The organism is Amycolatopsis granulosa, assembly GCF_011758745.1.
Taxonomy (GTDB): Bacteria; Actinomycetota; Actinomycetes; order Mycobacteriales; family Pseudonocardiaceae; genus Amycolatopsis_E; species Amycolatopsis_E granulosa.
In genome coordinates this window covers 3,359,085-3,385,129 of sequence record NZ_JAANOV010000001.1, presented here as the reverse complement: position 1 = coordinate 3,385,129, position 26,045 = coordinate 3,359,085, and the positions used below count along the sequence as shown (strand labels likewise).

Genomic DNA, 26,045 nt, shown 5'->3' with positions numbered 1-26,045 from the left:
GAAGGCGCCGTCGCCACCCTGGTCCCGCGTCCGCTCGGCTAGACCGGGAGGGCGTCGCGCGCGGACGCGGCGGTCGACTGGATCTGCTTCGACGCCTTGTGCGCCCGCTTGCTCGCCCGCTCCGTCGCCTTCTGGGCCTGCCTGCTCGCCTTCCCGGCGGCGCGGCGGGCACGCCAGCCCAGCGAGGGCTTGCCTTCGGTGTCGGCGGCGGCGATCAGCAGGCCACCGGCCAGGCCGGCGTTCTTGAGCAGGTGGATCAGCTGCTGCTGCTTCTCCTGCGGGTCCTTGGCCTCCCAGAACGGGTGGCCGCCGACGGTCGTCGGCACGAGGCTGCCGACCAGCGCCAGTGCGGACAGCCGCGGGAACTTGCCGAGCGCGAACAGGGTCCCGGCCGCGATCTTCACCCCGGCGTCGATCTTGACCAGGTTCACCGGGTCGGTCGGGACGGCGTCGGGGAGCTTGTCCCGCTGCTGCCCGATCTTGTCGAGCACGGGCTTGATGGCCTCGGCGTGGCCCTCGGGATTCCGCAGGGCGTTGATACCGCCGTAGATGAAGATGCCCGCGAGCATGGGGCGGGCCAGTCGACGCACGATCACGTTCCTCGCCTTCCTCGGGTGCGACATGTCACCCCGGGGATCTACCCACTCCTGCTTCTGTTCATCCCTGCACTTTTCTAGCAACCAGACTAGAGAAAGCTAGAAAAGAGTAGCGACACGCCGATGTGGCAATCTGCGCAAATATCGGCCGCTCGCTAGACACGCCGATACGTTGGCGCGGTGGACCCGATCCGCAACCCGTTCGCCCCGGGCGCGGGGCAGCGGCCGCCCGAGCTGGCCGGCCGGGAACGCGAGCTGTCCGCGTTCGAGGTCGTGCTGCAGCGGGTGGCCCGTGGCCGGCCGGAGCGCAGCCTGGTGCTGACCGGCCTGCGTGGCGTCGGCAAGACGGTGCTGCTCGGTGAGCTGCGTTCGATGGCGGTCAAGCACCGCTGGGGCGCGGGCAAGATCGAGGCACGGCCGGACGCGGAGCTGCGGCGCCCGCTGTCCGCGGCCCTGCACCGCGCGGTCCGTGATCTCGCGGTGCGGCACCGCGCGCCGGACCGCGTCGAGGAAGTGCTCGGCGTGCTCAAGGCGTTCGCGCTGCGGTCCAACAAGGCGGACGCGAAGCTGCGGGACCGCTGGCAGCCGGGCATCGACGTGCCCGCCGCCCAGGGCCGCGCCGATTCCGGCGACATCGAGATCGACCTCGTCGAGCTGTTCACCGACGTGGCCGAGCTCGCCGCGGACGTCGGCACGGGCGTGGCGCTGCTGATCGACGAGATCCAGGACCTGCAACCCGACGACGTGTCGGCGCTGTGCGCGGCGTGCCACGAACTGTCCCAGTCCGGGGCGCCGCTCGTCGTGGTCGGCGCGGGGCTACCGCACGTGCCGGCGGTCCTGTCGGCGTCGAAGTCCTACTCCGAGCGCCTGTTCCGGTACGTGCGCATCGACCGGCTCAACCGGGAGGACGCCGACCGGGCCGTGCTGGCGCCGATCGAGCGGGAGGACGCCGGTATCGAACCCGAGGCGCTGGACGCGTTGTTCGACGCCTCCGGTGGCTACCCGTACTTCATCCAGGCGTACGCGAAAGCGGCCTGGGACGCGGCGCCGGACGACCCGATCACCGTGCAGGACGTGCGGGTCGCCGCGCCCGAGGCGGAACAGGAGCTGGCGGTCGGCTTCTTCGGGTCCCGCTACGAGCGCGCGACCCCCGCCGAGCGCGAGTACCTGCGGGCGATGGCGGAGCTCACCCAGGGCCGCGACGAGAGCGCCGGAACCTCGGACGTGGCCGTCTACCTGGGGCGCAAGCCGTCGTCGCTGTCACCGGCGCGGGACTCCCTGATGAAGAAGGGGCTCGTGTACTCCGCCGAGCGCGGGCACATCGCCTTCACCGTGCCGCACTTCGGGCACTACCTGCTCAGCCGGGCAATGGACTGACCAGCTCCCGCTCCGCCGCGGCCCGTGAGTCGTAGGCGGCGTGCGCCGCGGCGATCTCCCGCTGGTGCTCCTCGGTCCACGTCACCAGCGACTTGATCACCTCGTGCAGCGACACACCGAGCGGCGTCAGCTCGTAGTCCACCCGCGGCGGGACCACCGGGTACACGGTCCGGGTGACGATTCCGTCGCGCTCCAGGTGGCGCAGCGTGACGGTGAGCATCCGCTGGCTCACCCCGTCGATCGCGCGCCGCAACTCGGAGAACCGCATCGCCCGCCGGTCCAGCAACGCGATGACGAGCAGGGACCACTTGTCCGCCACCCGGTCGAGGATGTGCCGGACCTCGCAGTCCGCCCGGGTGTCCCACTGCCTGACCTGGTCGTCCTCGGTTCCCGTGCAGTAACCGAGTGCTTGCAAAGTGCCGTCTTCCACAATTGCCCATGGTGACACAAGATTCCTTCGTTACCAAACAGAACCGAGGAAAGGGATCCCGTGTCCACCACCGTTCCGACCGAGGCCCGGCTCACGCCACGGACCTGGGGGATGTTGTTCGTCCTGTGCGGCGCGATCTTCCTGGAGGGGATCGACGTCGCCATGCTGAACGTGGCGTTGCCCGCGATTCGCGCGGACCTGGGAATGTCCACCGGGCAGTTGCAGTGGGTCATCAGCGCCTACGTGCTCGGTTACGGCGGGTTCATGCTCGCCGGCGGCCGGGCCGCCGACCTGTTCGGCCGCCGCCGGATGTTCCTGGCCTGGCTCGCGGTGTTCCTCGTGGTCTCCGCCGCAGGCGGGCTGGCCGGCGAAGGCTGGCTGCTCATCGCCGCGCGGTTCGTCGCCGGGGTCGCCGCCGCGGTGATGGCCCCCGCCGGGCTGTCGATCATCACCACCGCGTTCGCCGAAGGACCACAGCGCAACCGCGCGCTGCTGGTCTACTCCGGGACCGCGGCGGCCGGCTTCTCGCTCGGGCTGGTGCTCGGCGGGCTGCTCACGGCGGTGAACTGGCGGCTGGTGCTGTTCGTGCCCGCCGTCCTGGCGCTGCTCATCCTGGTGCTCGGCGCCTCGCTCATCCCCGTCACACCCCGGGAACGGGTGACCGGCCGGCGGGTCGACCTGCCCGGCGCGGTGACCGTCACGGCCGCGATCGTGCTCCTGGTCCTCGGCGTCGAGCGCTCCGCGCACGTCGGCGCGGCCTGGACGGCGGCCCTCGTCGCGGCGGGGCTCGCGCTGGGCGCCGTGTTCGTGCGGATCGAACGCCGGTCGGCGGCCCCGCTGGTGCGGCTGGGTCTGCTGCGGTCCGGAACGCTGGTGCGGGCGAACCTGGCCGCCCTGCTGTTCTCCGCCGCGTTCTTCGGGTTCCAGTTCGTCGCGGTGCTCTACCTGCAGGAGCTGCGGGGGTGGAGCACCGGGCAGACCAGTCTGGCGATGCTGGCGATCGGCGCGGACGCCGTCCTCGCCCCGACGCTGACCCCGCGCCTGGTCCGGCGGTTCGGCAACGCGAAGGTCGTCGTGACGGGCCTGGTGCTCGCACTGGTGGCGTACGTGCTGTTCCTGCCGATCGGAACCGACACCGCCTACCTCGCCATGTTCCCGACGATGATCGTGCTCGGGGTCGCGTTCGCGCTCGCCTACGGCCCGCTGACGATCGTCGCGACCAACGGCGTCGACGAGAGCGAGCAGGGGCTGGCCGGTGGGTTGCTGTACACCTCGTTCCAGTTCGGCGCGGCGCTGGGGCTCGCGGCCTGCACCGCGGTCCTCACCGGGGCGGCAGCCGGTCCCGGGAGCTACCGGATGGCCCTCGCGGTGCCGATCGCGGCTGTCGCACTGGCCGCGGTGATCAGCGGTACCGGTCTCCGGAAGCGGGTGGCGTGATGAGCCGCGCCGTCCAATCGTTCACCGAGATCGAAGCCGAGTTCAACGCGTACGTGGGCGCGATCGGGTACGCCACGATGGTCACCGTCGACTCCCGCAACCGGCCGCGGACGCGAATCCTCATCCCGGTGTGGGAGAACGTGGACGGCCGGCCGCGGGGGTGGCTCGCGACGTTCCCGACGCCGGTCAAGACGGCGCACCTCGCGCGCAACCCGCACACCTCGTTCTCCTACTGGAAGCCGGGGAACGACTCGGTCGCCGTGGAGGCGGTGGCCACGACCGTGGACGAGCTCGAGGTCCGGTCCTACGTGTGGCGGCTCTACCGCAGGACCAGTCCGCGGGGCGCCGGCTACGACCTCGGTGCCTTCTGGCAGTCGCCGTCGGACCCGAAGCTGCACGTCCTGCGCTTGGAACCGTGGCGGATCCAGGTGATCCGCGGCCGGGACCTGCGCAGCCGGATCTGGGTCTCTGAAGAGTTCTAGCGCTCTCTAGCTCAAGCGGTAGATGTGACGATCTTCCGCAAGATCGAGCTCGTGCCGACGATTCATAGGCGGGTGTGTCAGATCACCGGATAATCGTTGGCGACCTTGTGAAAAGAGGCGCATACTAGAGGCACAGCAGTCGAGATGCAACGAGGGATGCGAACACCGATGAGCAACATCGCCGCCAAGCTCCGAGCCCGCCGCGCACAAACGCGCACCCGCCGGGCGCTGAGCCGCGCGATCGACACGGCCGGCTCCGCCACGGTCCGCCAGGAGCTGATCGCCATCGCCCAGGCGCGCCAGTCCAACTTGCGCTGACGCGTGAGCTAGGCCACAACTGAAGCAGGGCGTAACGCCGTCGGGGGAGGCGGCGATACACCAGATGACCCCGTGATGCTGGCGGACCCCCGACCTGGCAGCATCACGGGGTTTCCACTTTTCCGGTCCCTCGCCGACTCACATCCTTGTCAACCCTTCGCTTCATTACGTACCTTGAACACCGTTCGCGCGTGAACGAGGTGCGGGATGACGGCTTCGCGGGGCCAGCTTCCGGAAGAACTCGCCGGCAGGCTGCTGACCTACACCAACTACAAGTGGCTCGACGTGGCGATCAGCGCTACCGGCCGGAGCAGCGGCCTCGTCGCCGCCGGACCCGGGTGCCGCCCCGGCCTGCGCCGCCTCCGGTCCACGAAGGACTCCGGTCCGCTGGTCTACGACGAGCGCCGGTGGGCGGCGGAGCTCGCCTCACCCAGCTCGCCCCTGGGTCTCCCCAGCGGCGACGGCCTCTTCGAGATCACCCTCGACCAGTGGGTGGCCGGTGTGGTCGCGGACGGCGTTGGCGGGGTCCTGACGCCCTCGAAGTTCGTCGCTTCCGCCGACTGGCCCACCCTCCGGGCGTTGGTCGCAGCCGCGAACGAGGTGACGTCACCTCGCGCCATCACCTTGGTCGCCACCGACGCCGCCATGCTCGATCCGGAACAGCTCGGCACGTTCATCGACGTGGTGTCCCGATCCGTCAAGCCACTCGCGTTCGTGTTCGCCGCGAAACGCCGCCCGCTGGGGTCCGCGGGGCGGGTAGCCGGTCTGCGCGCGCTGCTCGCCGCGGTCCCGGGCTCCCTCCTGCTCGCGACCGAAGTGCTGGCAGCGCTCGACGGGCTCACCCGCGGGGCGGCCGCGGCGGCCATCGGGCTCACCGGCGGACTTCGCCGTCCCGCCAGACCGGACGACGTCACCGGCGGCGGGTTCTCGAACGGGGCTCTGCCCGGTCTCTTCCTGCGCGAACTGTGCGAGCACCGGAGCCCGATGACCTATGCGGACTGGTACGCGAACAGTCCCTCCCCGCGATGCGGCAGGTGCGGCGGGCGCGCCCTCGATTCGTTCGCCGGCACTGACCAGGACCGGCGGGCCATCCTCCGCCACAACGTGCACACGTGGCTCGCGATGTGGGACGAGCTGCATCCGCTGAGGCGGGAGGAACAGCAGCAGGCACTGGCGGAGGAACTCCGCACCGCGTTCAGCCGCCACGCTCGGCTTCGGCTGGGGAATGTCCGGCTGGAAGTCGACCCGCTACTCCGGCAGCTGGTCGAACTCGACGATCCGGAGCAGCGCTCGGCGACCCGGGCAGGCAGCTGGCACTGAGCCACGCGGCATACGCTCGCTCAGCGAAGCGCCATCCGGCGGCCTTCACGTAGCGGCGCCGCCAGGGCGCTGGGGCGAGCAGCTGTTCGGGAGCGTCGTCGCCGCCGACCCACACACCGATTCCGAGCAAGTCCGCTTCCCACAGGAGGTCCGCGATCCGGCCTGGTGCCTGGGGCAGGTGCAACACCCGCTGGGCGAACGGCTCGAATGCCGCGGCGGCGCGGAGCCCCGCACGCCACCGCGATTGCCGGACGACCACCAGGTCGACCGTGACGGCGGGCACGAGCAAGCGGCGAACACCGAGGGCCGAGACCGTCACGATGCCCGGCGAAGTCCGCTGGAACAGCGCGGCATCCTCCGCGTCGAGATCACCCCAGGCGATGTCCGCGCCGAGCGGCAGGCACATCAGGCGGTCCAGGAGTCGCAGGTCCGTCACCGCGCCGACCCCGGCTCCGGTTCGCCGGGCGTGCTCGGCGCCATCGACCCGCAGGACGGCGTCCCCGCGTCCACCGCTCACCCGCACCGCATCGGCGACGTAGTCGCGGGCCACCCCCGGCCCCGGCCCAGACGGACGATGGGCGCCCTGCCTCGTCATGTGCCCACCTTCGCACGGCTGCCTCGTGGCCGCCCGAAACCCCTTGCACGGACGCCGCCGGAGAGTAACCTTTGACTGAGTCAACGAATTACTTGAGGTGGTCAAATGACCGGCCCGCTCCTCGATCGCATCACGCAGGTCCGCGCCTTCAACCGGCTCTACACCGGAGTCATCGGCGTGCTGGAGGAAGGGCTGGTCGGGAGCGAGTACTCGCTCGGCGAGGCCCGGGTGCTCTACGAGCTCGCCCAGGAGGGCGTCACGGAGGTCGCCGAACTGCGGCGGCGCCTCGACCTCGACCCGGGCTACGCCAGCCGCCTGCTCGGCCGCCTGGAGAGCCGCGGCCTGGTGGTCCGCGAGCGTCACGAGAGCGACGGCCGCCGCCAGCTGGCCCGTCTCACCGAGGCCGGCCGGGCCGAGCAGCAGATCCTCGAGGAACGCACCATCGAGCAGATCGGCGGGCTCCTCGGCCGACTCAGCGAGGACGACCAGCACCGCCTGGTCACCTCGATGCGCACGATCGGTCACCTCGTCGGAGCACGCGAGCAGCCGCCGGCCCTGGTGCTGCGCCCGCCCCGGCCCGGCGACTTCGGCTGGGTGGTGCAGCGCAACGGCGCGATCTACGCCCAGGAGTACGGCTGGGACGCCACCTACGAGGCCCTCGTCGCCCGCATCGTCGCCGACTACGTGGACCACTTCGACCCCGCCCGCGAGGCCGCCTGGATCGCCGAGCTCGGCGGGGAACGCGTCGGCTGCGTGTTCTGCGTGCGCGGGTCCGACGACCGGACCGCGAAACTGCGCCTGCTCGTCGTGGAACCGCACGCGCGCGGGCACGGCGTCGGCACGCGCCTGGTGGACGAGTGCCTCGCCTTCGCGCGGGCACACGGCTACACCGCGATGGAGCTGTGGACCAACAACGTCCTGGCCGCCGCGCGGAACATCTACCGGCGGGCGGGGTTCGAACTCGTCGACTCGCAACCCCACCACAGCTTCGGGCACGACCTCGTCGGCGAGATCTGGCGACGGGAGTTGTGACGTGTTCGTCGTCGACTGCGAGACCTGCGGCACCCGCGCACTAATGGGTGTCGACGAGGTCGAGTGGGTGCACAACCTCACGCCGGGCGTCATCTCGGTGACCACGATGTGCCCCCGCGGGCACCCGGCCGTCGTCCTCACCGGCGAGAGCTTCCGGCCCCGGACCGACCCGCGCATCCCGGACCACGTCCCGGCGCTGTGGAACCGCGCCTACCGGCATCCGGCGACGCGATGGGCGCGGTTCCTCGGCCGCCTGCTGCGCGGCTACGAGATCCAGCGCGACCTGCACGCCGCGCTCTACCGCTTCTGATCGCGGCCCATCAGGTAGAACTCCGGGTTCGGCCGTAGCGCGGTCAGGTGCGCGATCCGGTTGGACATCGCGAACAACGCGGTGATCGCCCCGACGTCCCAGATCTCGTCCTCGGTCAGCCCGGCCGCGCGCGCCGCCTCGACATCCGCTTCGCCGAACAGCTCCGGTTCGCGGGTCAGCGCGAGCGCCAGGTCGACGATCGCGCGGCCCCGCTCGTCCAGCTCCACCTGCCAGGGGTTCGTGGCGACGCGATCGGCCAGCTGCGGGTCCTTCGCGCGGATCCGCAGGATCGCGCCGTGCGCGACCACGCAGTACGTGCAGTGGTTCGCCCCCGACGTCGCCACCACCACGAGCTCCCGTTCGGCCTTGCTCAAGCCGTCGGAACGCTCCATGACCGCGTCGTGGTAGTCGAGGAAGGCCCGCAGTTCAGCCGGCCGGTGTCCCAGCGCCCGGAAGACGTTCGGTACGAACCCCGACTTCTCCGCGATCACGCCGATGCGTTCCCGCAGGTCGTCGGGCAGGTCGTCGAGCTCGGTGACACCGAACCGGCTGTCCACGATGTTCCTCCTTGTGTTCCCGAGCGCTGATCTTCCCTAGTGGTGGGCGCCGATGGGGCGCAGATCCTTGTCGTGCTCGTCGGCGTGGTAGTCGGTGCCCTCGGTGTCGTCCGTGCCGTTGAACACTTTCATGCTCCGGCAGATCACCGTGACGACGACCGCCACCACGAGGTTCCCGATCAGCGCCACGAACCCGGGGTAGATCTGCACGGCCGAGCCGGTGAACGGGTGCCAGCCGAAGATCGACAGGTCGTTCAGCGGCAGCGCGGAGCCACCGAAGTGGGCGCGCTTCGTGTTCGGGTTCGGGATGACGTACAGCATCGCGATGCCCCACGCCATGCCGGCGACCCAGCCGGCGATCAGGCCGATCCGGTGGAACCACCGGGTGTACAGCGCGATCGCCACCGCCGGCAGCGTCTGCAGGATCAGCACACCACCGATGAGCTGCAGGTCGATCGAGAACTGCGGGTCGATGAACAGGATGAACGCGACCGCGCCGAACTTCACCACCAGTGAGGCGATCTTGGCCTGCTTGGCCTCCTGCCGCGGGGTGGCGTCCCGCTTCAGGTACTCCTTGTAGATGTTGCGGGTCCACAGGTTCGCCGCGGCGATCGACATGATCGCGGCCGGCACGAGCGCGCCGATGCCGATCGCGGCGAACGCGATGCCCGCGAACCACGACGGGAACTGGGTGCCGAACAGCACCGGCACCACGGTGTTGGAGTCGGCGTTGCCGGTGGCCGCGTTGGTGATCGGCTTGACGCCCGCGGTCAGCGCGACGTAGCCGAGCAGCGCGAGCAGACCCAGCAGCAGCGAGTACGCCGGCAGCGCCATCATGTTCCGCTTGATCACGTTGCGGCCGCGCGAGGCGAGCACACCCGTGAGCGAGTGCGGGTACAGGAACAGCGCCAGCGCCGAGCCCAGCGCCAGGGTGATGTACTGCAACTGGTTGTTCCCGGTCAGCACGATCGAACCCTTCGGCTTCCCGGTGGCCGGGCTCGGCTGCGCCAGTGCCTTCGCGCTCGCGTCGAAGATGTGCGACCAGCCGCCGAGCTTGGCGGGCAGGTAGAACACCGCGACCAGGATGACGAGGTAGATCAGGCCGTCCTTGACGAACGCGATCAACGCCGGCGCCCGCAGACCCGACTGGTAGGTGTACAGCGCGAGCACCAGGAACGCGATCAGCAGCGGCAGGTGACCGGCGATGCCGCCACCGTTGAGACCCATCGTCCGCAGCACGGCTTCCAGGCCGACCAGCTGCAGCGCGATGTAGGGCATCGTCGCGACGATGCCGGTGATCGCGATGAGCAGCGCCAGCGTCGACGAGCCGTAGCGGCCGCGCACGAAGTCCGCGGGCGTGACGTACCCGCGCGAGCGGGAGACCGACCACATCCGCAGCGCGGGCAGGAAGACGATCGGGTACAGGATCACGGTGTAGGGCAGGGCGTAGAAGCCCAGCGCACCGGCACCGAACACCAGCGCGGGCACGGCCACGAAGGTGTAGGCGGTGTAGAGGTCACCACCGACGAGGAACCAGGTGATCCACGACCCGAACTTGCGGCCGCCCAGCCCCCACTCGTCGAGGTGCTCCAGCGACGCCGCGGCCCGCCACCGGGACGCGACGAAGCCCATCACGCTGACCAGTAGGAACAGCACGATGAAGATGATCAGCTCGGTCCATTGCAGACCGCTGCCGGGTGCCTGTGCCAGTGTCATAGCTGCTCACCCTCATCCAGTTCCTCGGCGGCGAGCCGGTCCGGCTTGCCCTTGACGACCGGCTTTCCCTTGGTCGCCACGTACACGATGGCCACGGAAACGACCCCGACGAACACGAACAGGAACTGGTACCAGTAGAAGAACGGCAGGCCCAGCACCCGCGGCTTGTCGAAGTTGAACCACGGCGTCACGAGCATCAGCAGCGGTATCAGCAGGAAGAGGTTCCACGGGCTGACCTGCAACCCCGTGACCTTCCCGGCGGCTTTACCAGACATGTGACCTCACTTGGACGTATCAGGGCGGATTGACCCTAAGTCCTGGTTCACGCTGCGTCACGTGCCTGTGCGTATCGATTTGATCGCCGCCAACCCCGGGTGCCCGAAGGTTGCCCCTGCCGGGCCCGGCCGATAGAAATAGGCCGCCGCGTGCGGTATGCGTGCGGCTGCGGCTAGTGACGAAGGGGCGAGCATGACACGGACGCGCTGGGCGGTGGTGATCCCGGCACTTGCCGGCACCCTGCTGGCGACGGGCACACCGGCGATGGCGGCACCGGCCGAACCCGCGCTGAACTCCACCGGCATCCCGGATCGCTACGCCTACCAGACGCTGAACTGGCACACCTGCACGAGCGACGAGCTGTCCGGGCAGGCCCCGCCGGCCGGGGCGGAGGGCATCGTGTGCGCCACCTACCTTTCCCCGCGTGACTGGTCGGCGCCGGACCAGGGCATCGACGTGACGATCGCGGTCAGCCGTCTCAAGGCGACCGGCGCGGCGACGGAGAGCACGATCGTCAACCCCGGTGGTCCGGGTGCGCCCGGCCGGATGTTCCCCACGCGCCTGCGCAACCAGACGCGGCTGCGGGAACACCAGGACGTCGTCGGCTTCGACCCGCGCGGCACCGGCAAGAGCACGAACATCACGTGCGGTGGCGCGGTCGGCACCGGCAAGGACCTGGACCCGCGGGACCGCAGCCGGGAGAACCTGAAGCTGATCCTGGACGCCACCGAGTACGCGGCCGACTCGTGCCAGGTGAAGTCCGGTGACCTCGGGCCGTTCATCAACACCCGGCAGACGGTCGGCGACATCGACCTGCTGCGCGTGCTGCTGAAGCGGCAGAAGATCAACTGGGTCGGCTACTCGGCGGGCACCTGGCTGGGCGCGCACTACGCGCAGGAGTTCCCGGACCGCACCGGCAAGTTCGTGCTCGACTCGAACACCGAGTTCACCACCACCTGGCAGAAGTCCTTCGACTGGCAGCCGATGGGCTTCGAGCGGCGCTGGCGCGAGGACTTCCTGCCGTGGATCGCGAAGTACGACAGCCGCTACCACTTCGGCACCACCGCCGAACTGGCGCGGCAGACGTACGAGCAGGTGCGCTACGCCCTGACCCGGAACCCGGTCGAGGTCGACGGCACCAAGCTCTCGGCCAACGCACTGGACTCCTACATCTCCTCCCAGCTGTACGGCAAGAAGTACTTCCCGGAGCTGGCGGACTACCTGGTGAACGTGCGGAACCTGACCCAGGGCACCGCGTCGGCCCAGCAGCGGACGACGCTGCTGGAGCAGGTGAAGGCCGTGACCGAGGCGGTCGGCCCGCAGCCGCTGGTGGTGCCGAGCGACTACGACGACGCCTACGACGCGAGCTTCTGGACGATTCCCTGCAACGAGGGCCCGTGGTACGGCAACCGCAACACGGCGGTCCGGCAGTCCGCCGAGCTGGGACCGAGGTACCCGCTGCTGGGCTGGGGCTGGCTGATCCAGCCGTGCATCTTCTGGAAGAACAAGCCGGAGCCGCTGCCGGTCCTCGACGGGCGCGGCGTGCCGCCGGTGCTGATGGTGCAGTCGACGCACGACCCGGCGACCCCGATCGAGGGCGCCGAGCGGGCGCACCGCGCGTTCCAGGGCTCCCGGCTGATCACCGTGACCGGCGAAGGCGACCACGGCATCTACGCCGGGGGCAACGCGGCGGTGGACAAGGTTGTGGAGGACTTCCTCGTGGCCGGGGTGGTGCCGCAGGACCAGACGCTGCCTGGTATGCCGCTGCCCGACCCGGGCGCCTAGTCCGCGGTCTTCCAGAACCCCGCCGGGCCCCGGTCCGGCGGGGTTCTCCCGTTTCCGGGCCCCGTCGCGGAACCGGCCGATGGGTGTCCGGCCGGCCTCGTACCGGTAGTCCCCAGCCTGTGCACAGAGTTGTCCACAGGCTGGGGACAACTGGGCGGATAGACTGTGCTCATGGTGCGAGTCCCGCTGACCGAAGCCGAACGCGAACGCGGCGAGCGTCTGGGTGCCGCACTGCGAGCCGCGCGCGGTCCGCGCAGCATGGCCGACGTGGCGCTGGAGGCGGGCGTCTCGGTGGAGACGCTGCGGAAGATCGAAACCGGCCGCATCCCCACCCCGGCGTTCTTCACGGTGGTCGCCCTCGCCGATGCGGTGGGCCTGCCGCTGGACGCGCTGCGGGACGTGGTCACCGGAGTGCCGGCCGGCTGAGCCGGGAACCGGCGGCTACGCCAGCTGCTCGAGCACCGGCGCGAACGCGCCCATGCTCCGCTCCAGCACCGTTACGTACGTGATTCCGAACCGGTCCCGCATGCCCGCCAGCTGCGCGGCGATCTCTGTCACCGAGCCCACCAGCAGGGTCGGCAGCTCCCCGATCGCCTCCACCGGCATCGACGGTGCGAACCGCTGCAGATCGGCCAGCGCCGCGCGTCGGTCGCCGGTCACCACGACCGCCTGCACCAGCAGGTTGACCTCCACCGGCCGCCCGTCGAGGCGGGCGCGCAAGAACGACACGCGCTCGGCGAACGCGTCCGCGCCGGCGAGCCCGGCCAGCCCGCCGTCCTTCACCGCGGGCGCGCCGGTCAACGCGACGATGTCCGCGTACCGCGCCGCCAGCGTCAGCATCCGGTCACCCCACCCGCCGAGCATCAGCGGTGGCCCGCCGTCCTGCGCGGGCCTGGGCCGGTACCCGTCGTCGGCGAACAGCTTCCGCAGCTCCAGGATCGTGCGTTCGACGTGGTCGATCCGGCGGCCGGGCCACGGCAGGCCCGCCGCCTCGAACTCCTCCCGCACGTACCCGGCGCCGAGCCCGAGCTCCAGCCGGCCGCCGCTGAACTGGTCGGTCGTCGCGGCGTCCCGGGCCAGCAGGGCCGGATGGTAGAAGGGCGCGTTGAGCACGAACGTGCCCAGCCGCACCCGGGAGGTCGCCTCCGCCGCGAGTACGAGCGCCGGGAAGGGCGCCGGCATCCCCAGGTGGTCGGCCACGGTCACCACGTCGAAACCGAGCTCCTCGGCCCGCCGGACCTTGTCCACGAAATCCGCCCGTGTCCCGGCGGTCATCATGTTCACGCCGAACCGCATCCCCCGCATGTCCCGACACTAGGGCCGGAAACGACGGAACGGCCACCCCCGGGAAACCGGGAGCGGCCGTTCCACAGCAGAACTCAGCCCAGGCGCTGCTTCAGCGCCGCCAGCTCCTCGTGCAGGCTGGCCGGCACGCGGTCGCCGATCTTGGCGAACCACTCCTCGATCAGCGGGACTTCCTCGCGCCACTCCTCCGGCTTCACCGCGAGCGACTCCTGGACGTCCTCGATCGGCTCGGCGATGCCGTCCAGGTCGAGGTCCTCGGCCCGGGGCACGAGGCCGACCGGGGTCTCCTCGGCGCCCGCCTTGCCCTCGAGGCGTTCGATGATCCACTTGAGGACGCGCGAGTTCTCGCCGAAGCCCGGCCACAGGAACCGCTTGTCGTCACCGCGGCGGAACCAGTTCACGTAGAAGATCCGCGGCAGCTTGCCGGCGTCGGCCTTCTTGCCGGTGTCCAGCCAGTGCTGGAAGTACGCACCGGCGTGGTAGCCGAGGAACGGCAGCATCGCCATCGGGTCGCGGCGCACCTCACCGACCTTGCCGGCCGCGGCCGCGGTCTTCTCCGACGACATCGTGGCGCCCATGAACACGCCGTGCTGCCAGTCGCGGGCCTCGGTCACCAGCGGGACGGTGGTGGCGCGGCGGCCACCGAACAGGATCGCCGAGATCGGGACACCCTTCGGGTCGTCCCACTCCGGCGCGAGCGTCGGGACCTGCGCGATCGGCGTGCAGAACCGCGAGTTCGGGTGCGCGGCCGGCTCGTCCGACTCCGGCGTCCAGTCGCGGCCCTTCCAGTCGGTCAGGTGGACGGGCGCCTCCTTGGTCATGCCCTCCCACCACACGTCGCCGTCGTCGGTCAGCGCGACGTTGGTGAAGACGGTGTTGCCCGCCTCGATGGTCTTCATCGCCACCGGGTTGGTCTTCACCCCGGTGCCGGGCGCGACACCGAACAGGCCGAACTCAGGGTTGATCGCGTACAGGCGGCCGTCCTCGCCGAACCGCATCCACGCGATGTCGTCACCGATGGTCTCGGCGCGCCAGCCCGGGATGGTCGGCTGCAACATCGCGAGGTTGGTCTTGCCGCACGCGCTCGGGAACGCGGCCGCGACGTAGTACGCCTTGTTCTCCGGCGAGATCAGCTTGAGGATCAGCATGTGCTCGGCGAGCCAGCCCTCGTCACGGGCCATGACGGAGGCGATGCGCAGCGAGTAGCACTTCTTGCCCAGCAGCGAGTTGCCGCCGTAGCCCGAGCCGTAGCTCCAGATCGTCCGGCTCTCCGGGAAGTGCGAGATGTACTTCGTGTCGTTGCACGGCCACGGCACGTCCTTCTCGCCCGGCTCCAGCGGCTTGCCGACCGAGTGCAGGGCGGGCACGAACTCGCGCTCGGTGCCGTCCTCCTTCACGAACTTCGCCAGCGCCTTGGCGCCCATCCGGGTCATCACCCGCATCGACGCCACGACGTAGGCGAAGTCGGTGATCTCGATGCCCAGCTTCGGGTTGTCGTCACCCAGCGGGCCCATGCAGAACGGGATGACGTACATCGTGCGACCACGCATGCAGCCCCGGTAGAGCTCGGTCATGGTGGCTTTCATCTCGTCCGGGTGCATCCAGTTGTTGGTCGGCCCGGCGTCCTCTTCCCGCTCGGAGCAGATGAAGGTCCGCTCCTCGACCCGCGCGACGTCGCTCGGGTCCGAGGCCGCCCAGAAGGAGTTCGGCTTCGCCGTCAACGGGACGAACGTGCCGGCCTCGACCAGCTCGTTGTTGATGCGCTCGGCCTCCTCATCGGAGCCGTCGCACCACACCACTCGGTCAGGGGTGGTCAGCTCGGCGACCTCCCGTACCCACGCAAGCACACCGCTGTGCGACGTCGGCGCCTTGTCCAGTCCCGGGATGGCTACTGCAGTCATTCCTTCTCCTGACTTCGACGGCAGGAACACCTCCCCCGAAACCGTGTCCGGGGAAAGCGTTCCGTCGCCGGCGACCGAATGGCTTCGCACACCGGCTGCCCTACCGGTGTGCTGGAAATACTGGGATTCCCCGAGGGTAGCCGGATGGACGGCAGGTAACCGAGGGCTGACCTGTCGGTTCTCTCACAAGAACGATCAGGGAATCGATTCAGATATCGCTGAACCGGGCTAGCGGAGGAAGTTCTTCGGTCCGCGGGTGATCTTGCCGATATCGAGGGCGGGGGATTTGCCCGGAAAACGCGACCGGCCCCGGACGTCCGAACAGGACGCCGGGGCCGGGGTTTCGCCCGATTCCGTTCAGTTCTGGGAGATCCACTGCCCGGTGCCGGAATCGATCCGGGCGACCCCCTCGACCGCCTGGTGGCCGTCACCGCCCCAGAACCGGTCGCTGTCCGGCGGCACCTCGGCGGTGAACCCGCTCGGCGCCTCGGTCCACTCGCCCGGCCCGGTGTGCTGGTAGGTGTGCGTCTCACCGTCGGGTGTGATGATCGTCTGCACGTCGGCGCGGCCGTCGCCGTCGACGTCGGTGAACACGCGGGTGTTGCCCGCCTCGTCGGTCACGATCGCGCTGTCCGCGGTGCCGTCGTTGTCGCTGTCCACCGTCGCCGGGCCGACCTCGACGATGCCGTCCGAGGAGTCCGCGACGATCTCGCCGGCGCGGCCGGTCTCGGTCGCGCCCCGCTCACCGGCGGCCGAGCCGTGGTCGGCGACCCAGTCGCCGGTGGACTCGTCGTAGCGGGCCATCTCCACGACGTTGCCCGCGGTGTCGGTGTGCACGTACCGGTCGGCGTGCCCGTCGCCGTCGGTGTCGGCGTACGCGGTGATCGTGCCGTCGGCGTTGTCCAGGCGCACGGTGTCGTCGACGCCGTCGTGGTCCAGGTCCATGTTCTGTTCGGCCGTGTAGGTGTGCCCGTCGACGGTGATCTCCAGGTCACCGCCGGAGGTCGTGGCTTCGGTGGGCTCAACTCCGCCGGTCTCATCGATCCACACGCCGAACTCCCCACTCTCACACTGTCAAACTCACAGTCTTGGACTCACGTTATGCCGGTTCGGTTCCCCCGCACAACCGACCCGGTCAGCCCTGCTCACGCAGGGTGCGGATGCGCCCGAGCAGGGTTTCGGCGCGGTCCCGGCCGTCGCCGGCCTCCGTGAGCCGCCTGCTCACCGCGGCGAGCTTCTTCGCCCGCTCCTGCACACCCATTTTGATCGACTTGTCGACCTGCTTGAGTTCGGCCTCGATCGCGTCGATCCGGCGCGACAGCGCCTCGTCCAGCGCCAGGGACAACTGCTGCTCGGCTTCGATCAGCTGCTCGGCGACCAGCTGGTCGAGGATCGAGCGGGCCTCCGCGATCGACTCCACCAGCCACTGCTTGAGGTGCTGCTTGTCCGCGGCGTGCCGCCGGGTACGGGCCATCCACCAGCCGGCGCCGAGCCCGACCACGATGGTCGCCGGCAGCACCACCGGGTTGAGCAGCGCCACCCCGGCCAGCGGCAGGGCGGCGAGCTTGCACGCACCGACACCACCGGAAATGCCCATGAAGATCAGCAGTTTGTCCTCGGGCGTGGACTGCTTGCGGTCCGGCGGCCGGAGCACCACCTGCGGACCACCGCTGCGCAGGAACTGGGCGCGGATCACGTCCAGCTCCTCGGGCGCGAACAACTCGGCGAGCGCGACGTCGGTGACCCGGTTCAACCGGTGCGCCATCATGGCCGACACCCGCTGGGAAATCATCTGCAAGGCCGCGTCCACCTGCTGCGGCAACTGCGCCAGCTCGTCCTTCTTCGCGTTGTCGATGCGGGCGCGGAAGTGGGACTGGGCGTCGCGGATCTGACGGCTGGTCTCGTGCCCCAGGTCGACCCGGGCGCGCTGGATCTCGCCCCGCAGCCGGAGCTGCCAGCCCCGGGTGGACGTCTTGCGCTGGGCCGCGAGCTCGTCGCGCCGCTCGCGCAACCGCTCGGCCTCGGCCTCCCCGGAGGACAGCGCCCGCTGCTCGGCGAGCAGGCCGGCGTGCACCTCGCCGAGCGCGCTGGACAGCGCCCGCAGCGTGTTCGCCTCGCCGAGCATCGCCGACCGCCCGACCACGAGCTCCTGCAGCGCGGTCTGCAATTCGATCACCCCGGACCGCTGCCGCAGCACCACCGCCGCCTGCTCGTTCGGCGCCTGGGCGGCCATCTCGAACATGCGTGCCGAGACCGGGTGGAACGCCGCGTCGGCGAAGCGCGGCGCGTACTCCGCCAGCAGCCGCCGGTCGGCCTCCAGCACCTCGCGCCAGCCGCGGAAGGCGTCGGTCTTGGACAGCGCGAACACGACGGTCTCCACGCGGTCGCCGACGCGGCGCAGGAACTCCAGCTCACCGGCGGTGAACGGGCCCGAGGCGTCCACGACGAACAGCAACGCGGTCGCGCCCGCCGCCGCCTCGGCGGCCAGCTCGCCGTGCATCGAATCGAGCCCGCCCACGCCCGGCGTGTCCACCACGGAGAGCCGTTCCAGGATCGGGACCGGGCCGGTGACCTCGACGTACCGCGGGGGCAACTGGCCCTCCGGCAGCTCGTGCGCGGCCGACACCCAGCGGACCAGCTCCGGCAGCGGCACCGCGACCGGGGCCAACTGTCCGGGGTAGCACGCCTGCGCGGCCCACTCCGGCGCGTGGTCGAACACGAGGTAGCCGGCGGTGGCGACCTCGGCGGCCACCGGGGACAGCCCCGGCGTCGCGAGCAGGGCGTTGACCAGGGAGCTCTTGCCGCGGTTGGTCTCGCCGACCACCACCACCTGCGGCTTCTTCGGCCGCGACCGGCGGACCGACTCGACCCAGGCGGCCGCCTTCGGATCGCACTCGCGCAGCAGAGTGAGCAGCGCTTCGCGGGCCTGCTTGACCTGGGTGGGCAGGGTGGACAGGGGCGGCGCGGTCACGAGCGGACCCTAGCGCTTCGTGTAGACCGTCACGACGGGCGCACGCAGCAGGCGGCCGCCGTCGGTGAACCCGACCACCTCGGTCTCGGCGACCACGCCGTCCAGCGCCGGGTCCTCGGTGCAGATCGCACCGCCCGCCTCGTGCACGGACGGGTCGAACCGCTGCCCGTCCGGCCGGACCGCTTCCACGCCGACGCGGGCCAGCCCTTGTTCGAGCCGCTCGACCACACCGCCGCTGCGCGCCCGGTCCAGGGCGTAGAGGCAGAGCTGGATGAGCTCCTGCCGGTCGGCCCACGCCTGTTCGAGCGCGTCCGGGCCGGCGGCCACGTCGGATACACGGTTCACATCGGTGTTGGACGGGGCTTGCGCCGCCGTGGTTCCCTCGACCTCATCGATGATCTTCCGCAGTTGCGCGCCGGGGATCTGCCCGGTGGGGTCGTCGTCGGCCGGCCGGCGACGGAACCAGGAAGCCATGACACTCACCCCTCGCTGATCGCGGTCATCTCAACTGCTGCCAGATGAGGAAGTACGCCCGGTGCACGACGTGGGCGACCCGGCTCTGCGCGGGCGTCGCCCCGAACGACGCGAACGAGCGCCACCAGCCGGCGCGTTCCAGGGCGTGCGCGGCCAGCTCGGCCCGGGCCGCACCGGGCATGCCCAGCTGCTCGTCGACACCGGCGTTGCTGCCCACCCGCAGCACCTCCTCGGCGAGGTCCTCGGGCATGTCGACGGCACCGGCGACGACCAGGGTCAGCGCCTCCAGCAGCCGCAGCTGGTGCGCCTCGGGCTTGGCGAGCAGCACCTCGATCGCGTCGTGCACGCGCTGCCGCTCCGCCGGATCGCCGGAGGAGTGCGCCAGCGCGGTGACCGACGCGAGCGCCGCGGCGGCCTTGATGCCGTCGGCGCGGGCGGCGAAGACCGTGTTCAGCCGGGCCCGCACGGCGTCCAGGCCGGAGGCGGCGAGCAGCAGCCGCCGCAGCGCGCCCGCGGTGATCGATCCGTCCGAGCGGATGGCCTCGATCGCCTTGCCGATGCCGTAGAGGTCGAGCTTCTCCAGCAGCCGCAACCGGGTGCCGGCCGGGACCTCGCAGTCCCAGCTGGTGAAGATGTCCGCCGCCATCAGCATGGTGTCCAGCGTGGCGTCGTCCAGGGCGGCCAGCTGGCGCAGCACGTCGGCATCGGCGGAGGTGAAGTTGCCCGACTCGGCGGATTCGGCGATCAGCCCGATCACCGGCAGCACGTCCGCCACCCGCGGCCGGAGCAGCGCGCTCTGCTTCTCGGCGAGGATCGACGCGGCGCGCCACACGTCGCCGCCGGAGCCCTCGACCGACTCGGGCGGGATGGTGTCGGCCTTGTTCAGCACGGCGATCGCGTTGACCGGGCCTGCTTCGCGGCTCGCGGTGGCGGCGGTGAACGCGGCGAGCGCCTGCTGGTCGTCCGCACGCACCCCCTGGGTCACGACGTAGAGGACGGCCTCGGCGCCGGCGACCGCGTTGCGGGAGGTCTCGTCGAGCTCGTCACCGCCGTCGGCGGACTCGGCGGCCTGGGCCGCGCCCAGCAGCTGCTCGGTCCGCGACACCGAAGCGGCGTCCAGCGAACCGAGGCCGGGGGTGTCGATCACCGTCATGTCCTGCAGGACCGCGCTGGTCAGGTACGCCTCGATGTGCGAGACCCGGCTGACGTCCACACCCAGCTCGGCCGGGATCGAGCCGTCCGCAGCGAACGGCAGCACCTGCTTGTGGCCGCCGGTGAACACGACCTCGATGCGGTCCACCGTGCCGTACTGGAAGCGGGTCACCAGTCGTGTGCACTCGCCCACGTCGGTGGGTGCGACCCGGCGCCCGATCAGCGCGTTGACCAGCGTGGACTTGCCGGACTTGATGCGCCCGGCGACCGCGACCTGCAGCGGCGCGCCCAGGCGGCGCAGCACCTCGGCGAAACCGGCGGCGGTGCGCGCGGACACCTGCGGCTGCAGCCGACGGCAGAGGTTGGCGACCGACACCGACAACGGACCGGCCAGGCGTCCCTGATCCGTCGTCGCGGCCACCTCGTTCCCCTCCCGGTCCCTCGCGTCGGTCCAGATCCTGCCACGGCCGTCGACCGGAAGTCCCATGCGCGGTGCTACCGCGGGATGACGCGCGGTGCGGCCCACCCGACCTAGGGTGAACGGTGTGCGGCGACTGAGTCTCTGGATGCGGGCGCACCCGGCGGTCGGGGACTGTCTGCTCGCCCTGTCGCTGCTGTTCGTCGACCTGCTGGTGCTGCTCTCGCAGGCGCGCCAGCACCACGGCCAGCCGTGGTACGTCGCGCTCCCGCTGGACGTCGCGATGGTGGCCCCGGTGGCGTTCCGGCGGAAGTACCCGCAGGTCACGGCCTACGTGATCCTGGTGCTGTCGGTGCCGCACAGCGCGTTGCAGCTGGGCATCGGCAGCGCGACGGCGAGCTGCGTCGCGCTGTACACCATGGTCGTCTACGTCGGGCGGCGGCAGGCGGCGCTGTACGTGGTGGCCCAGCTGGCCGTCGCCGTGCTGCAAATGTGGGCGCGCTGGGCGCCCGGGATCACCCTGATCATCATCGTCCTGATCTTCGCGTTGTGCTGGGTGCTCGGGGAGTTCGTCGGCGCACGGCAGGCGTACCACGCCGAGGTGGAGGCGCGGCTGCACCTGCTGGAGACCGAACGCGACCAGGCCGGGCGCATCGCGGTCGCCGAGGAGCGCGGGCGGATCGCGCGGGAACTGCACGACGTGGTGGCGCACGCGGTGAGCGTGATCGTGGTGCAGGCCGACGGGGCGTCCTACGCGCTGCGGTCGGACCCGGCGGTGGCCGAGCGGGCGGTCCGCACGATCTCCGACACCGGCCGGCAGGCGCTGGCCGAGTTGCGGCGGCTGCTGCAGGTGCTGCGCAACGAAGAGGTGACCAGGGAACCACGCATCCCGCAACCGACCGCGGAGTCGCTTGAGGACCTGGCGGGGCGGGTGCGCGCCGCCGGGGTACCGGTGGAGCTGTCCATCGAGGGCGAGATGACCGGGCTGCCGGCCGGGGTGTCGCTCGGGGTGTACCGGATCGTGCAGGAATCGCTGACCAACACGCTCAAACACGCCGGACCGGGGGCGCGGGCACAGGTGCGGGTGCGGCGGGCTGAGAACCTGGTGGACGTGGAGATCGTGGACGACGGGGCGGGCAAGGCCCGGGCGCTGGTGCCGGCACCGGACCTGCCGGGCGGCAACGGGCTGATCGGGATGCGTGAGCGGGCGCACCTGTTCGGCGGGATCCTGCAGGCAGGGCCGTGCCCGGGCGGCGGGTGGCGGGTGCACGCGACCTTCCCGGTGAGGCTCGACCCGTGATCCGCGTGGTGGTGGTCGACGACCAGGAACTGATGCGGGTCGGGTTCCGGATGGTGCTGGGCGCGCAGGAGGACATCGACCTGGTCGGCGAGGCCGGGAACGGGGCGGACGCGGTGGCGCTCGCCACCGGCCTGCGGCCGGACGTGGTGCTGATGGACGTGCGGATGCCGGTGATGGACGGCGTCGAGGCGACCAGGCGCATCGTCGAGACGCAGACGTCCCGGGTGCTGGTGATGACGACGTTCGACCTGGACGAGTACGTGTACGCGGCGCTGCAGAACGGGGCGAGCGGGTTCCTGCTGAAGGACACGCCACCGGACCACCTGGTGTCCGCGTTGCGGTCCGTGGCGTCCGGCGATGCGGTGGTGTCTCCGTCCGTCACGCGGCGGCTGCTGGACCGGTTCGTCAGCGGCGGCGGCCCGCTGCGCGACGAGGCGGAGCTCGACGTGCTGACCGAGCGGGAACGCGAGGTGCTGGTGCTCATCGCGAAGGGCCTGTCCAACGTGGAGATCGCGGAGAAGCTGTTCCTGTCCGAGGCGACGGTGAAGACGCACGTGGGCCGGATCCTGGCGAAGCTGGGGCTGCGGGACCGGGTGCAGGCCGTGGTGCTGGCCTACGAGACCGGGTTGATCCGGCCCGGCCTGGCCTGAAACCCGCCCCGGGCGCGCGCCGCGCCCGTGACCAGCACCGTCTCCGCCGTCATGCCGAGCACCACAACGGGCAACCCCGACAAAACCGGGCGGCGAAGCTCAGGGGCGATTCAGGGTCATCACCGATCGCGCGCGCACCGGATGCGCGGGAAGCTACTACCGCAGTCGGGTGGGAAGTTGGAACCACAGGATGACGCGCACACCGGCCCCGATCGGTCAGCATGAGAGCGGAACGGGGAACAACAGGCTTTGACCACCAGGGGAGCAACCATGATCGAGGCACGCGGCCTCACGAAACGCTACGGAAAGACGCTCGCCGTCAACGATTTGTCCTTCGATGTCGCCCCGGGCCAGGTCACCGGCTTCCTCGGCCCGAACGGCGCCGGGAAATCCACCACCATGCGGATGATCCTCGGCCTGGACAACCCGACGAGCGGCCAGGTGACGATCGGCGGGAAACGCTACACGGAATTGAAGCACCCGCTGCGCACCGTCGGCGCGCTGCTCGACGCCAAGTGGGTGCACCCGAACCGGTCGGCGCGCGCCCACCTGGCGTGGATGGCGAAGTCCAACCACCTCCCGGCGAGCCGGGTGGACGAGGTCCTCGAGACCGTCGGCCTGACCAGCGTCGCGGGCAAGCGCGCGGGCGGGTTCTCGCTGGGCATGTCGCAGCGGCTCGGGATCGCCGCGGCGCTGCTCGGCGACCCGGAGGTGCTGCTGTTCGACGAGCCGGTCAACGGCCTCGACCCGGAGGGCATCCTCTGGATCCGCAAGTTCATGCACCGGCTGGCCGACGAGGGCCGCACGGTGTTCGTCTCCAGCCACCTGCTCTCGGAGATGGCGCTGACCGCGTCCAACCTGGTGGTCATCGGCAAGGGCAGGCTGATCTCGCAGAGCAGCACCACCGAGTTCGTGGCCAGGGCCAGCGAGAACACCGTGAAGGTGCGCAGCCCGCAGCTGGCGCAGTTGCGCGCGCTGCTGCCCGCGGACGGCGTCACCGACACCGACGGCGGCATCCTCGTGTCCGGTGTGGACAGCGAGAAGATCGGCGAGCTGGCCGCCGGCAACGGCATCGTGCTGCACGAGCTGAGCCCGCAGACGGGCTCGCTGGAGCAGGCGTTCATGCAGATCACCGGCGATTCGGTGGAGTACCACACCGGTCTGGAGACCGAGGCCCGGCACGCGCTCGAGCCGGCGAACTAGGGGAGACGAACCATCATGACTTTGCTTGCCGTGGAACGGATGAAACTGTTCACCACCCGTTCGCCGTGGTGGTGCGCCCTGGTGGCGCTGGCCGTCACGATCGGGTTCTCCGCCCTGGTCGTCGGGGAAGCCGCGGACAGCGGGCAGTTCGCCCCCACCGTCGCCTCGACCCAGTTCGGCTACAGCTTCGGCATGGCCGTGATCATGGTGCTGGCGGCGCTGGCGGTCACCACCGAATACCGGTTCGGCACGATCCGCACGACCTTCCAGGCGGTGCCCAACCGGGCCGCCGCGCTGGTGGCGAAGGCGACCGTGGTCGCGCTGGTCGCGCTGGTCATCGGCGAGCTGAGCGCGTTCGGCTCGTGGGGGATCGCCAACCTGCTCAAGCCGAACGCGCCGCTCGCGCTGGACAGCGGCGCGGACTGGATCAACGTGGCCGGGGTCGGCGTGGTCTACGCGCTCGCCGCGGTGATCGCGGTCGCGGTGGGCATCCTGCTCCGGCACAGCGCCGGCGCCATCGCGCTGCTGCTGATCTACGCGCTGGCGGTGGAGAACCTGGTCCGGCTGATCCCGGGCATCGGCGACGACATCTACCAGTGGCTGCCGTTCAACGTGGCCAACAAGTTCCTGACCGGCGACGGCGCGTCGGACCTGGGCCGCAACGCGGAGGCGGGCGCGCCGCTGTCCAACGCCGTGCTGTCGCAGGGCTGGTCGCTGGCCTACTTCGCCGCGGTCGCGGTCGCCCTGCTGGCCATCGCGATCGGCGTGGCCCGCAAGCGCGACGCCTGAGACCACCACAGGGGAAGCTCCGGTGGGGACCGGAGCACGGGGGAATGGAACGGCCCGGGCCACCGAATTCGGGGGGTGGCCCGGGCCTTTCGCCGTCCGCGTGGAAAAAAGCGCCGGATGATGCCGTTACGACCGTCGGGTTAATTGCGCGTAACACACCTGTGGGCGCCCTCACAGGAAGCGGACGAACCGCTTCTGACCAGGCATTCTGGAATTACCAGGTCAGGCGACTCCACGGAGGTGACCCTTGACGCTGGAAATCGGTCAGGAAATTCCCGCTCCGCGCACCGCCGCGCATCCCCCCGCACTGGAACCGCTGGACGCGCTCGAGTGGTCCCAGGCCGTGGAACTGCCCCGGATCGCGGCGACCGCGACCCGGCCGGCGGAGATCCGCCGCGCGTGGATCCACCGCGCGCCGGAAAGCGAAGTGCTGGCGTTGTTCCGGGCGGTGAGCGCGCGCGGCGAAATGATTCCGTCGCCGTGGTGGCTGCGGGCGCTCGCGGACGGCAGGCTGGATTCGCGCGAGACCGGTTTCCGCATCGAGGACCGGGTGGCGCAACTGCTGTCCCGCCGTCCGGGCTGGGAGTACGTGCCGTGGGCCGCCGACGGCGAGTCCGGGTACTGGGAGTTCATGCCGTCGGAGAACGGGCGGTCCGGGCACAAGATCCCCACCACGATCCTCACCACCAGCCGCCACGACGGGTGGATCGACGTGCTGCCGGCCCACGCGGGCAGCACCCCGGCGCCCATCGCGGTGGCCGGTGTCGGCGGGCTGCGCGCCCGGTTGGGGGAGTTCGAGTCGCTCCGCTAGGTTCTGTCGCGGGATACATGAGGAGGCGATCCCGGAGCCAGGGGCCGCCTCAGGTTCTGCTATCCGCACCGCCACGCAAGCCCTTTGCCGCACACGCGCCAGGGCCAGCTAATTTGGGCAGGTGGAGAGCGAGCAGCAACCGCGCCTGCGGAGTGTCGTCAGCTACGTGCAGCGGGGCGGCCGGATGACGGTCGGCCAGCAGCGCGCCTGGGAACGCCACTGGGCCGACCTGGGGCGGCGGGTGACCGAGCTGCCGCCCGGTCCGATCGACTTCGCCGGCTGGTTCGGCAGGCCGGCTCCGGTGCTGCTGGAGATCGGATCCGGCATGGGCGAGACCACGGCCCAGCTCGCGGCCGCCGCACCGGAGGTCAACTACGTCGCCATCGAGGTGTACGAGGCCGGTCTCGGCCAGCTGATGCTGCGGGCCGAGCGGCTCGGACTGACGAACCTGCGCCTGCTGCACGGCGACGCCGTGATCGCGCTGACCCACCACATCGAGCCGGATTCGCTGTCCGGCGTGCGGATCTTCTTCCCGGACCCGTGGCCGAAGAAGCGCCACCACAAGCGGCGGCTGGTCCAGCCCGACTTCGTGCGGCTGGTCGCGTCGCGGCTGGCGCCCGGCGGCATCCTGCACCTGGCCACCGACTGGGAGCACTACGCCGAGCAGATGCTCGAGGTCTGCTCGAACGAGCCCGCGTTGCGCAACCGGTTCGACGACTGGGCCCCGCGGCCCGGCTGGCGCCCGGTGACGAAGTTCGAGCAGCGCGCCGACCAGGAGGGCCGGATCAGCCGGGATCTGATCTTCGAGCGGGTGAGCTGACCGGCCGCCCCACCCCCAGC

26 protein-coding genes are annotated in these 26,045 nt (G+C 70.7%); 15 read left to right on the top strand and 11 right to left on the bottom strand.

Translation table 11 applies throughout. The features are described 5' to 3' along the window. Nucleotides 1-38 precede the first annotated feature (38 nt). Nucleotides 39-569, bottom strand: coding sequence for a DoxX family protein (locus FHX45_RS16445; protein WP_167109064.1), 531 nt, complete (start codon nucleotides 567-569; stop codon nucleotides 39-41). A gap of 207 nt (nucleotides 570-776) precedes the next feature. Here FHX45_RS16445 and FHX45_RS16440 point away from each other — a divergent pair, with 207 nt between their 5' ends. Then, a complete protein-coding gene (locus FHX45_RS16440) occupies nucleotides 777-1,973 on the top strand; it encodes an AAA family ATPase (RefSeq protein WP_167102331.1) in 1,197 nt (398 codons plus the stop codon). On the opposite strand, the gene FHX45_RS16435 is transcribed toward FHX45_RS16440, so the two are convergent. After that, on the bottom strand, nucleotides 1,954-2,403 hold the full coding sequence (locus tag FHX45_RS16435) for a winged helix-turn-helix transcriptional regulator (RefSeq protein ID WP_167102328.1): 450 nt from the start codon (nucleotides 2,401-2,403) through the stop codon (nucleotides 1,954-1,956). The genes FHX45_RS16440 and FHX45_RS16435 overlap by 20 nt on opposite strands. A gap of 60 nt (nucleotides 2,404-2,463) precedes the next feature. Between FHX45_RS16435 and FHX45_RS16430 the strand changes: the two genes are divergently transcribed. From FHX45_RS16430 to FHX45_RS16405, 6 genes are all read left to right on the top strand, one after another. Continuing rightward, entirely contained in the window at nucleotides 2,464-3,840 is a 1,377-nt protein-coding gene (locus FHX45_RS16430) for an MFS transporter (RefSeq protein WP_341771490.1), read from the top strand. Next, nucleotides 3,840-4,322 carry a pyridoxamine 5'-phosphate oxidase family protein gene (locus FHX45_RS16425; protein WP_167102326.1) on the top strand — a complete coding sequence of 161 codons (483 nt, stop codon included), beginning with the start codon at nucleotides 3,840-3,842 and terminating at the stop codon, nucleotides 4,320-4,322. Before FHX45_RS16430 ends, FHX45_RS16425 begins: the two co-directional genes overlap by 1 nt. 168 nt (nucleotides 4,323-4,490) lie before the next feature. Further along, on the top strand, nucleotides 4,491-4,640 hold the full coding sequence (locus tag FHX45_RS16420; RefSeq protein WP_167102323.1) for a hypothetical protein: 150 nt from the start codon (nucleotides 4,491-4,493) through the stop codon (nucleotides 4,638-4,640). Nucleotides 4,641-4,847: 207 nt separating this feature from the next. Further along, on the top strand, nucleotides 4,848-5,960 hold the full coding sequence (locus FHX45_RS16415; RefSeq protein ID WP_167102320.1) for a hypothetical protein: 1,113 nt from the start codon (nucleotides 4,848-4,850) through the stop codon (nucleotides 5,958-5,960). 700 nt (nucleotides 5,961-6,660) lie between these two features. Further along, nucleotides 6,661-7,587 (top strand): bifunctional helix-turn-helix transcriptional regulator/GNAT family N-acetyltransferase, encoded by a 927-nt coding sequence (locus FHX45_RS16410; protein ID WP_167102317.1) that lies wholly within the window; start codon nucleotides 6,661-6,663, stop codon nucleotides 7,585-7,587. 1 nt (nucleotide 7,588) lies between these two features. Further along, a complete protein-coding gene (locus tag FHX45_RS16405; RefSeq protein ID WP_167102314.1) occupies nucleotides 7,589-7,897 on the top strand; it encodes a hypothetical protein in 309 nt (102 codons plus the stop codon). Here the strand turns inward: FHX45_RS16405 and FHX45_RS16400 are convergent. Genes FHX45_RS16400 through FHX45_RS16390 form a run of 3 tightly spaced genes read right to left on the bottom strand, consistent with a single transcriptional unit; the run spans nucleotide 7,885 to nucleotide 10,445 of the window. Beyond that, a complete protein-coding gene (locus tag FHX45_RS16400) occupies nucleotides 7,885-8,454 on the bottom strand; it encodes a peroxidase-related enzyme (RefSeq protein WP_167102311.1) in 570 nt (189 codons plus the stop codon). The genes FHX45_RS16405 and FHX45_RS16400 overlap by 13 nt on opposite strands. Before the next feature lie 36 nt (nucleotides 8,455-8,490). Next, nucleotides 8,491-10,170, bottom strand: a complete 1,680-nt coding sequence (mctP, locus tag FHX45_RS16395) for a monocarboxylate uptake permease MctP (protein WP_167102308.1) — start codon at nucleotides 10,168-10,170, stop codon at nucleotides 8,491-8,493. Then, the gene (locus FHX45_RS16390; RefSeq protein WP_167102305.1) at nucleotides 10,167-10,445 is read right to left on the bottom strand and encodes a DUF3311 domain-containing protein; all 279 of its coding nucleotides are present in this window, start codon (nucleotides 10,443-10,445) and stop codon (nucleotides 10,167-10,169) included. The genes mctP and FHX45_RS16390 overlap by 4 nt, the downstream gene beginning before the upstream one ends. Nucleotides 10,446-10,638: 193 nt before the next feature. Here FHX45_RS16390 and FHX45_RS16385 point away from each other — a divergent pair, with 193 nt between their 5' ends. Further along, entirely contained in the window at nucleotides 10,639-12,231 is a 1,593-nt protein-coding gene (locus FHX45_RS16385; RefSeq protein WP_167102302.1) for an alpha/beta hydrolase, read from the top strand. Nucleotides 12,232-12,402: 171 nt separating this feature from the next. Beyond that, nucleotides 12,403-12,657, top strand: coding sequence for a helix-turn-helix domain-containing protein (locus tag FHX45_RS16380; RefSeq protein WP_167102299.1), 255 nt, complete (start codon nucleotides 12,403-12,405; stop codon nucleotides 12,655-12,657). Nucleotides 12,658-12,672: 15 nt separating this feature from the next. Here the strand turns inward: FHX45_RS16380 and FHX45_RS16375 are convergent, their stop codons facing one another. The 6 genes from FHX45_RS16375 to FHX45_RS16350 all read right to left on the bottom strand — a co-directional run bounded on the left by FHX45_RS16375 (nucleotide 12,673) and on the right by FHX45_RS16350 (nucleotide 20,455). After that, nucleotides 12,673-13,536, bottom strand: coding sequence for an LLM class F420-dependent oxidoreductase (locus FHX45_RS16375; RefSeq protein WP_167102296.1), 864 nt, complete (start codon nucleotides 13,534-13,536; stop codon nucleotides 12,673-12,675). Nucleotides 13,537-13,610: 74 nt separating this feature from the next. Continuing rightward, a complete protein-coding gene (locus FHX45_RS16370; RefSeq protein ID WP_167102293.1) occupies nucleotides 13,611-15,437 on the bottom strand; it encodes a phosphoenolpyruvate carboxykinase (GTP) in 1,827 nt (608 codons plus the stop codon). A 357-nt stretch (nucleotides 15,438-15,794) separates the two neighbouring features. After that, entirely contained in the window at nucleotides 15,795-16,487 is a 693-nt protein-coding gene (locus tag FHX45_RS16365; protein WP_167102290.1) for a DUF6802 family protein, read from the bottom strand. Nucleotides 16,488-16,572: 85 nt separating this feature from the next. Beyond that, the gene (locus FHX45_RS16360; protein WP_167102287.1) at nucleotides 16,573-18,408 is read right to left on the bottom strand and encodes a dynamin family protein; all 1,836 of its coding nucleotides are present in this window, start codon (nucleotides 18,406-18,408) and stop codon (nucleotides 16,573-16,575) included. A gap of 9 nt (nucleotides 18,409-18,417) precedes the next feature. Then, the gene (locus FHX45_RS16355) at nucleotides 18,418-18,882 is read right to left on the bottom strand and encodes a nucleotide exchange factor GrpE (protein WP_208405952.1); all 465 of its coding nucleotides are present in this window, start codon (nucleotides 18,880-18,882) and stop codon (nucleotides 18,418-18,420) included. A gap of 25 nt (nucleotides 18,883-18,907) precedes the next feature. Further along, nucleotides 18,908-20,455 carry a dynamin family protein gene (locus FHX45_RS16350; RefSeq protein ID WP_167109060.1) on the bottom strand — a complete coding sequence of 516 codons (1,548 nt, stop codon included), beginning with the start codon at nucleotides 20,453-20,455 and terminating at the stop codon, nucleotides 18,908-18,910. A 145-nt stretch (nucleotides 20,456-20,600) separates the two neighbouring features. Between FHX45_RS16350 and FHX45_RS16345 the strand changes: the two genes are divergently transcribed. From FHX45_RS16345 to trmB, 6 genes are all read left to right on the top strand, one after another. Beyond that, nucleotides 20,601-21,752 carry a sensor histidine kinase gene (locus FHX45_RS16345; protein ID WP_167109058.1) on the top strand — a complete coding sequence of 384 codons (1,152 nt, stop codon included), beginning with the start codon at nucleotides 20,601-20,603 and terminating at the stop codon, nucleotides 21,750-21,752. Next, complete coding sequence (locus FHX45_RS16340; protein ID WP_167102282.1) at nucleotides 21,749-22,402, top strand: response regulator; 654 nt, start codon at nucleotides 21,749-21,751, stop codon at nucleotides 22,400-22,402. Before FHX45_RS16345 ends, FHX45_RS16340 begins: the two co-directional genes overlap by 4 nt. A 270-nt stretch (nucleotides 22,403-22,672) precedes the next feature. Then, nucleotides 22,673-23,605: an ABC transporter ATP-binding protein gene (locus tag FHX45_RS16335; protein WP_167102279.1), complete on the top strand. Its 933-nt coding sequence runs from the start codon at nucleotides 22,673-22,675 to the stop codon at nucleotides 23,603-23,605. A gap of 15 nt (nucleotides 23,606-23,620) precedes the next feature. Continuing rightward, nucleotides 23,621-24,394 (top strand): ABC transporter permease, encoded by a 774-nt coding sequence (locus FHX45_RS16330; RefSeq protein WP_167102276.1) that lies wholly within the window; start codon nucleotides 23,621-23,623, stop codon nucleotides 24,392-24,394. 247 nt (nucleotides 24,395-24,641) lie between these two features. Then, nucleotides 24,642-25,205: a hypothetical protein gene (locus tag FHX45_RS16325; RefSeq protein WP_167102273.1), complete on the top strand. Its 564-nt coding sequence runs from the start codon at nucleotides 24,642-24,644 to the stop codon at nucleotides 25,203-25,205. 121 nt (nucleotides 25,206-25,326) lie between these two features. Then, a complete protein-coding gene (trmB, locus tag FHX45_RS16320; protein ID WP_167102270.1) occupies nucleotides 25,327-26,025 on the top strand; it encodes a tRNA (guanosine(46)-N7)-methyltransferase TrmB in 699 nt (232 codons plus the stop codon). Nucleotides 26,026-26,045 lie beyond the last annotated feature (20 nt).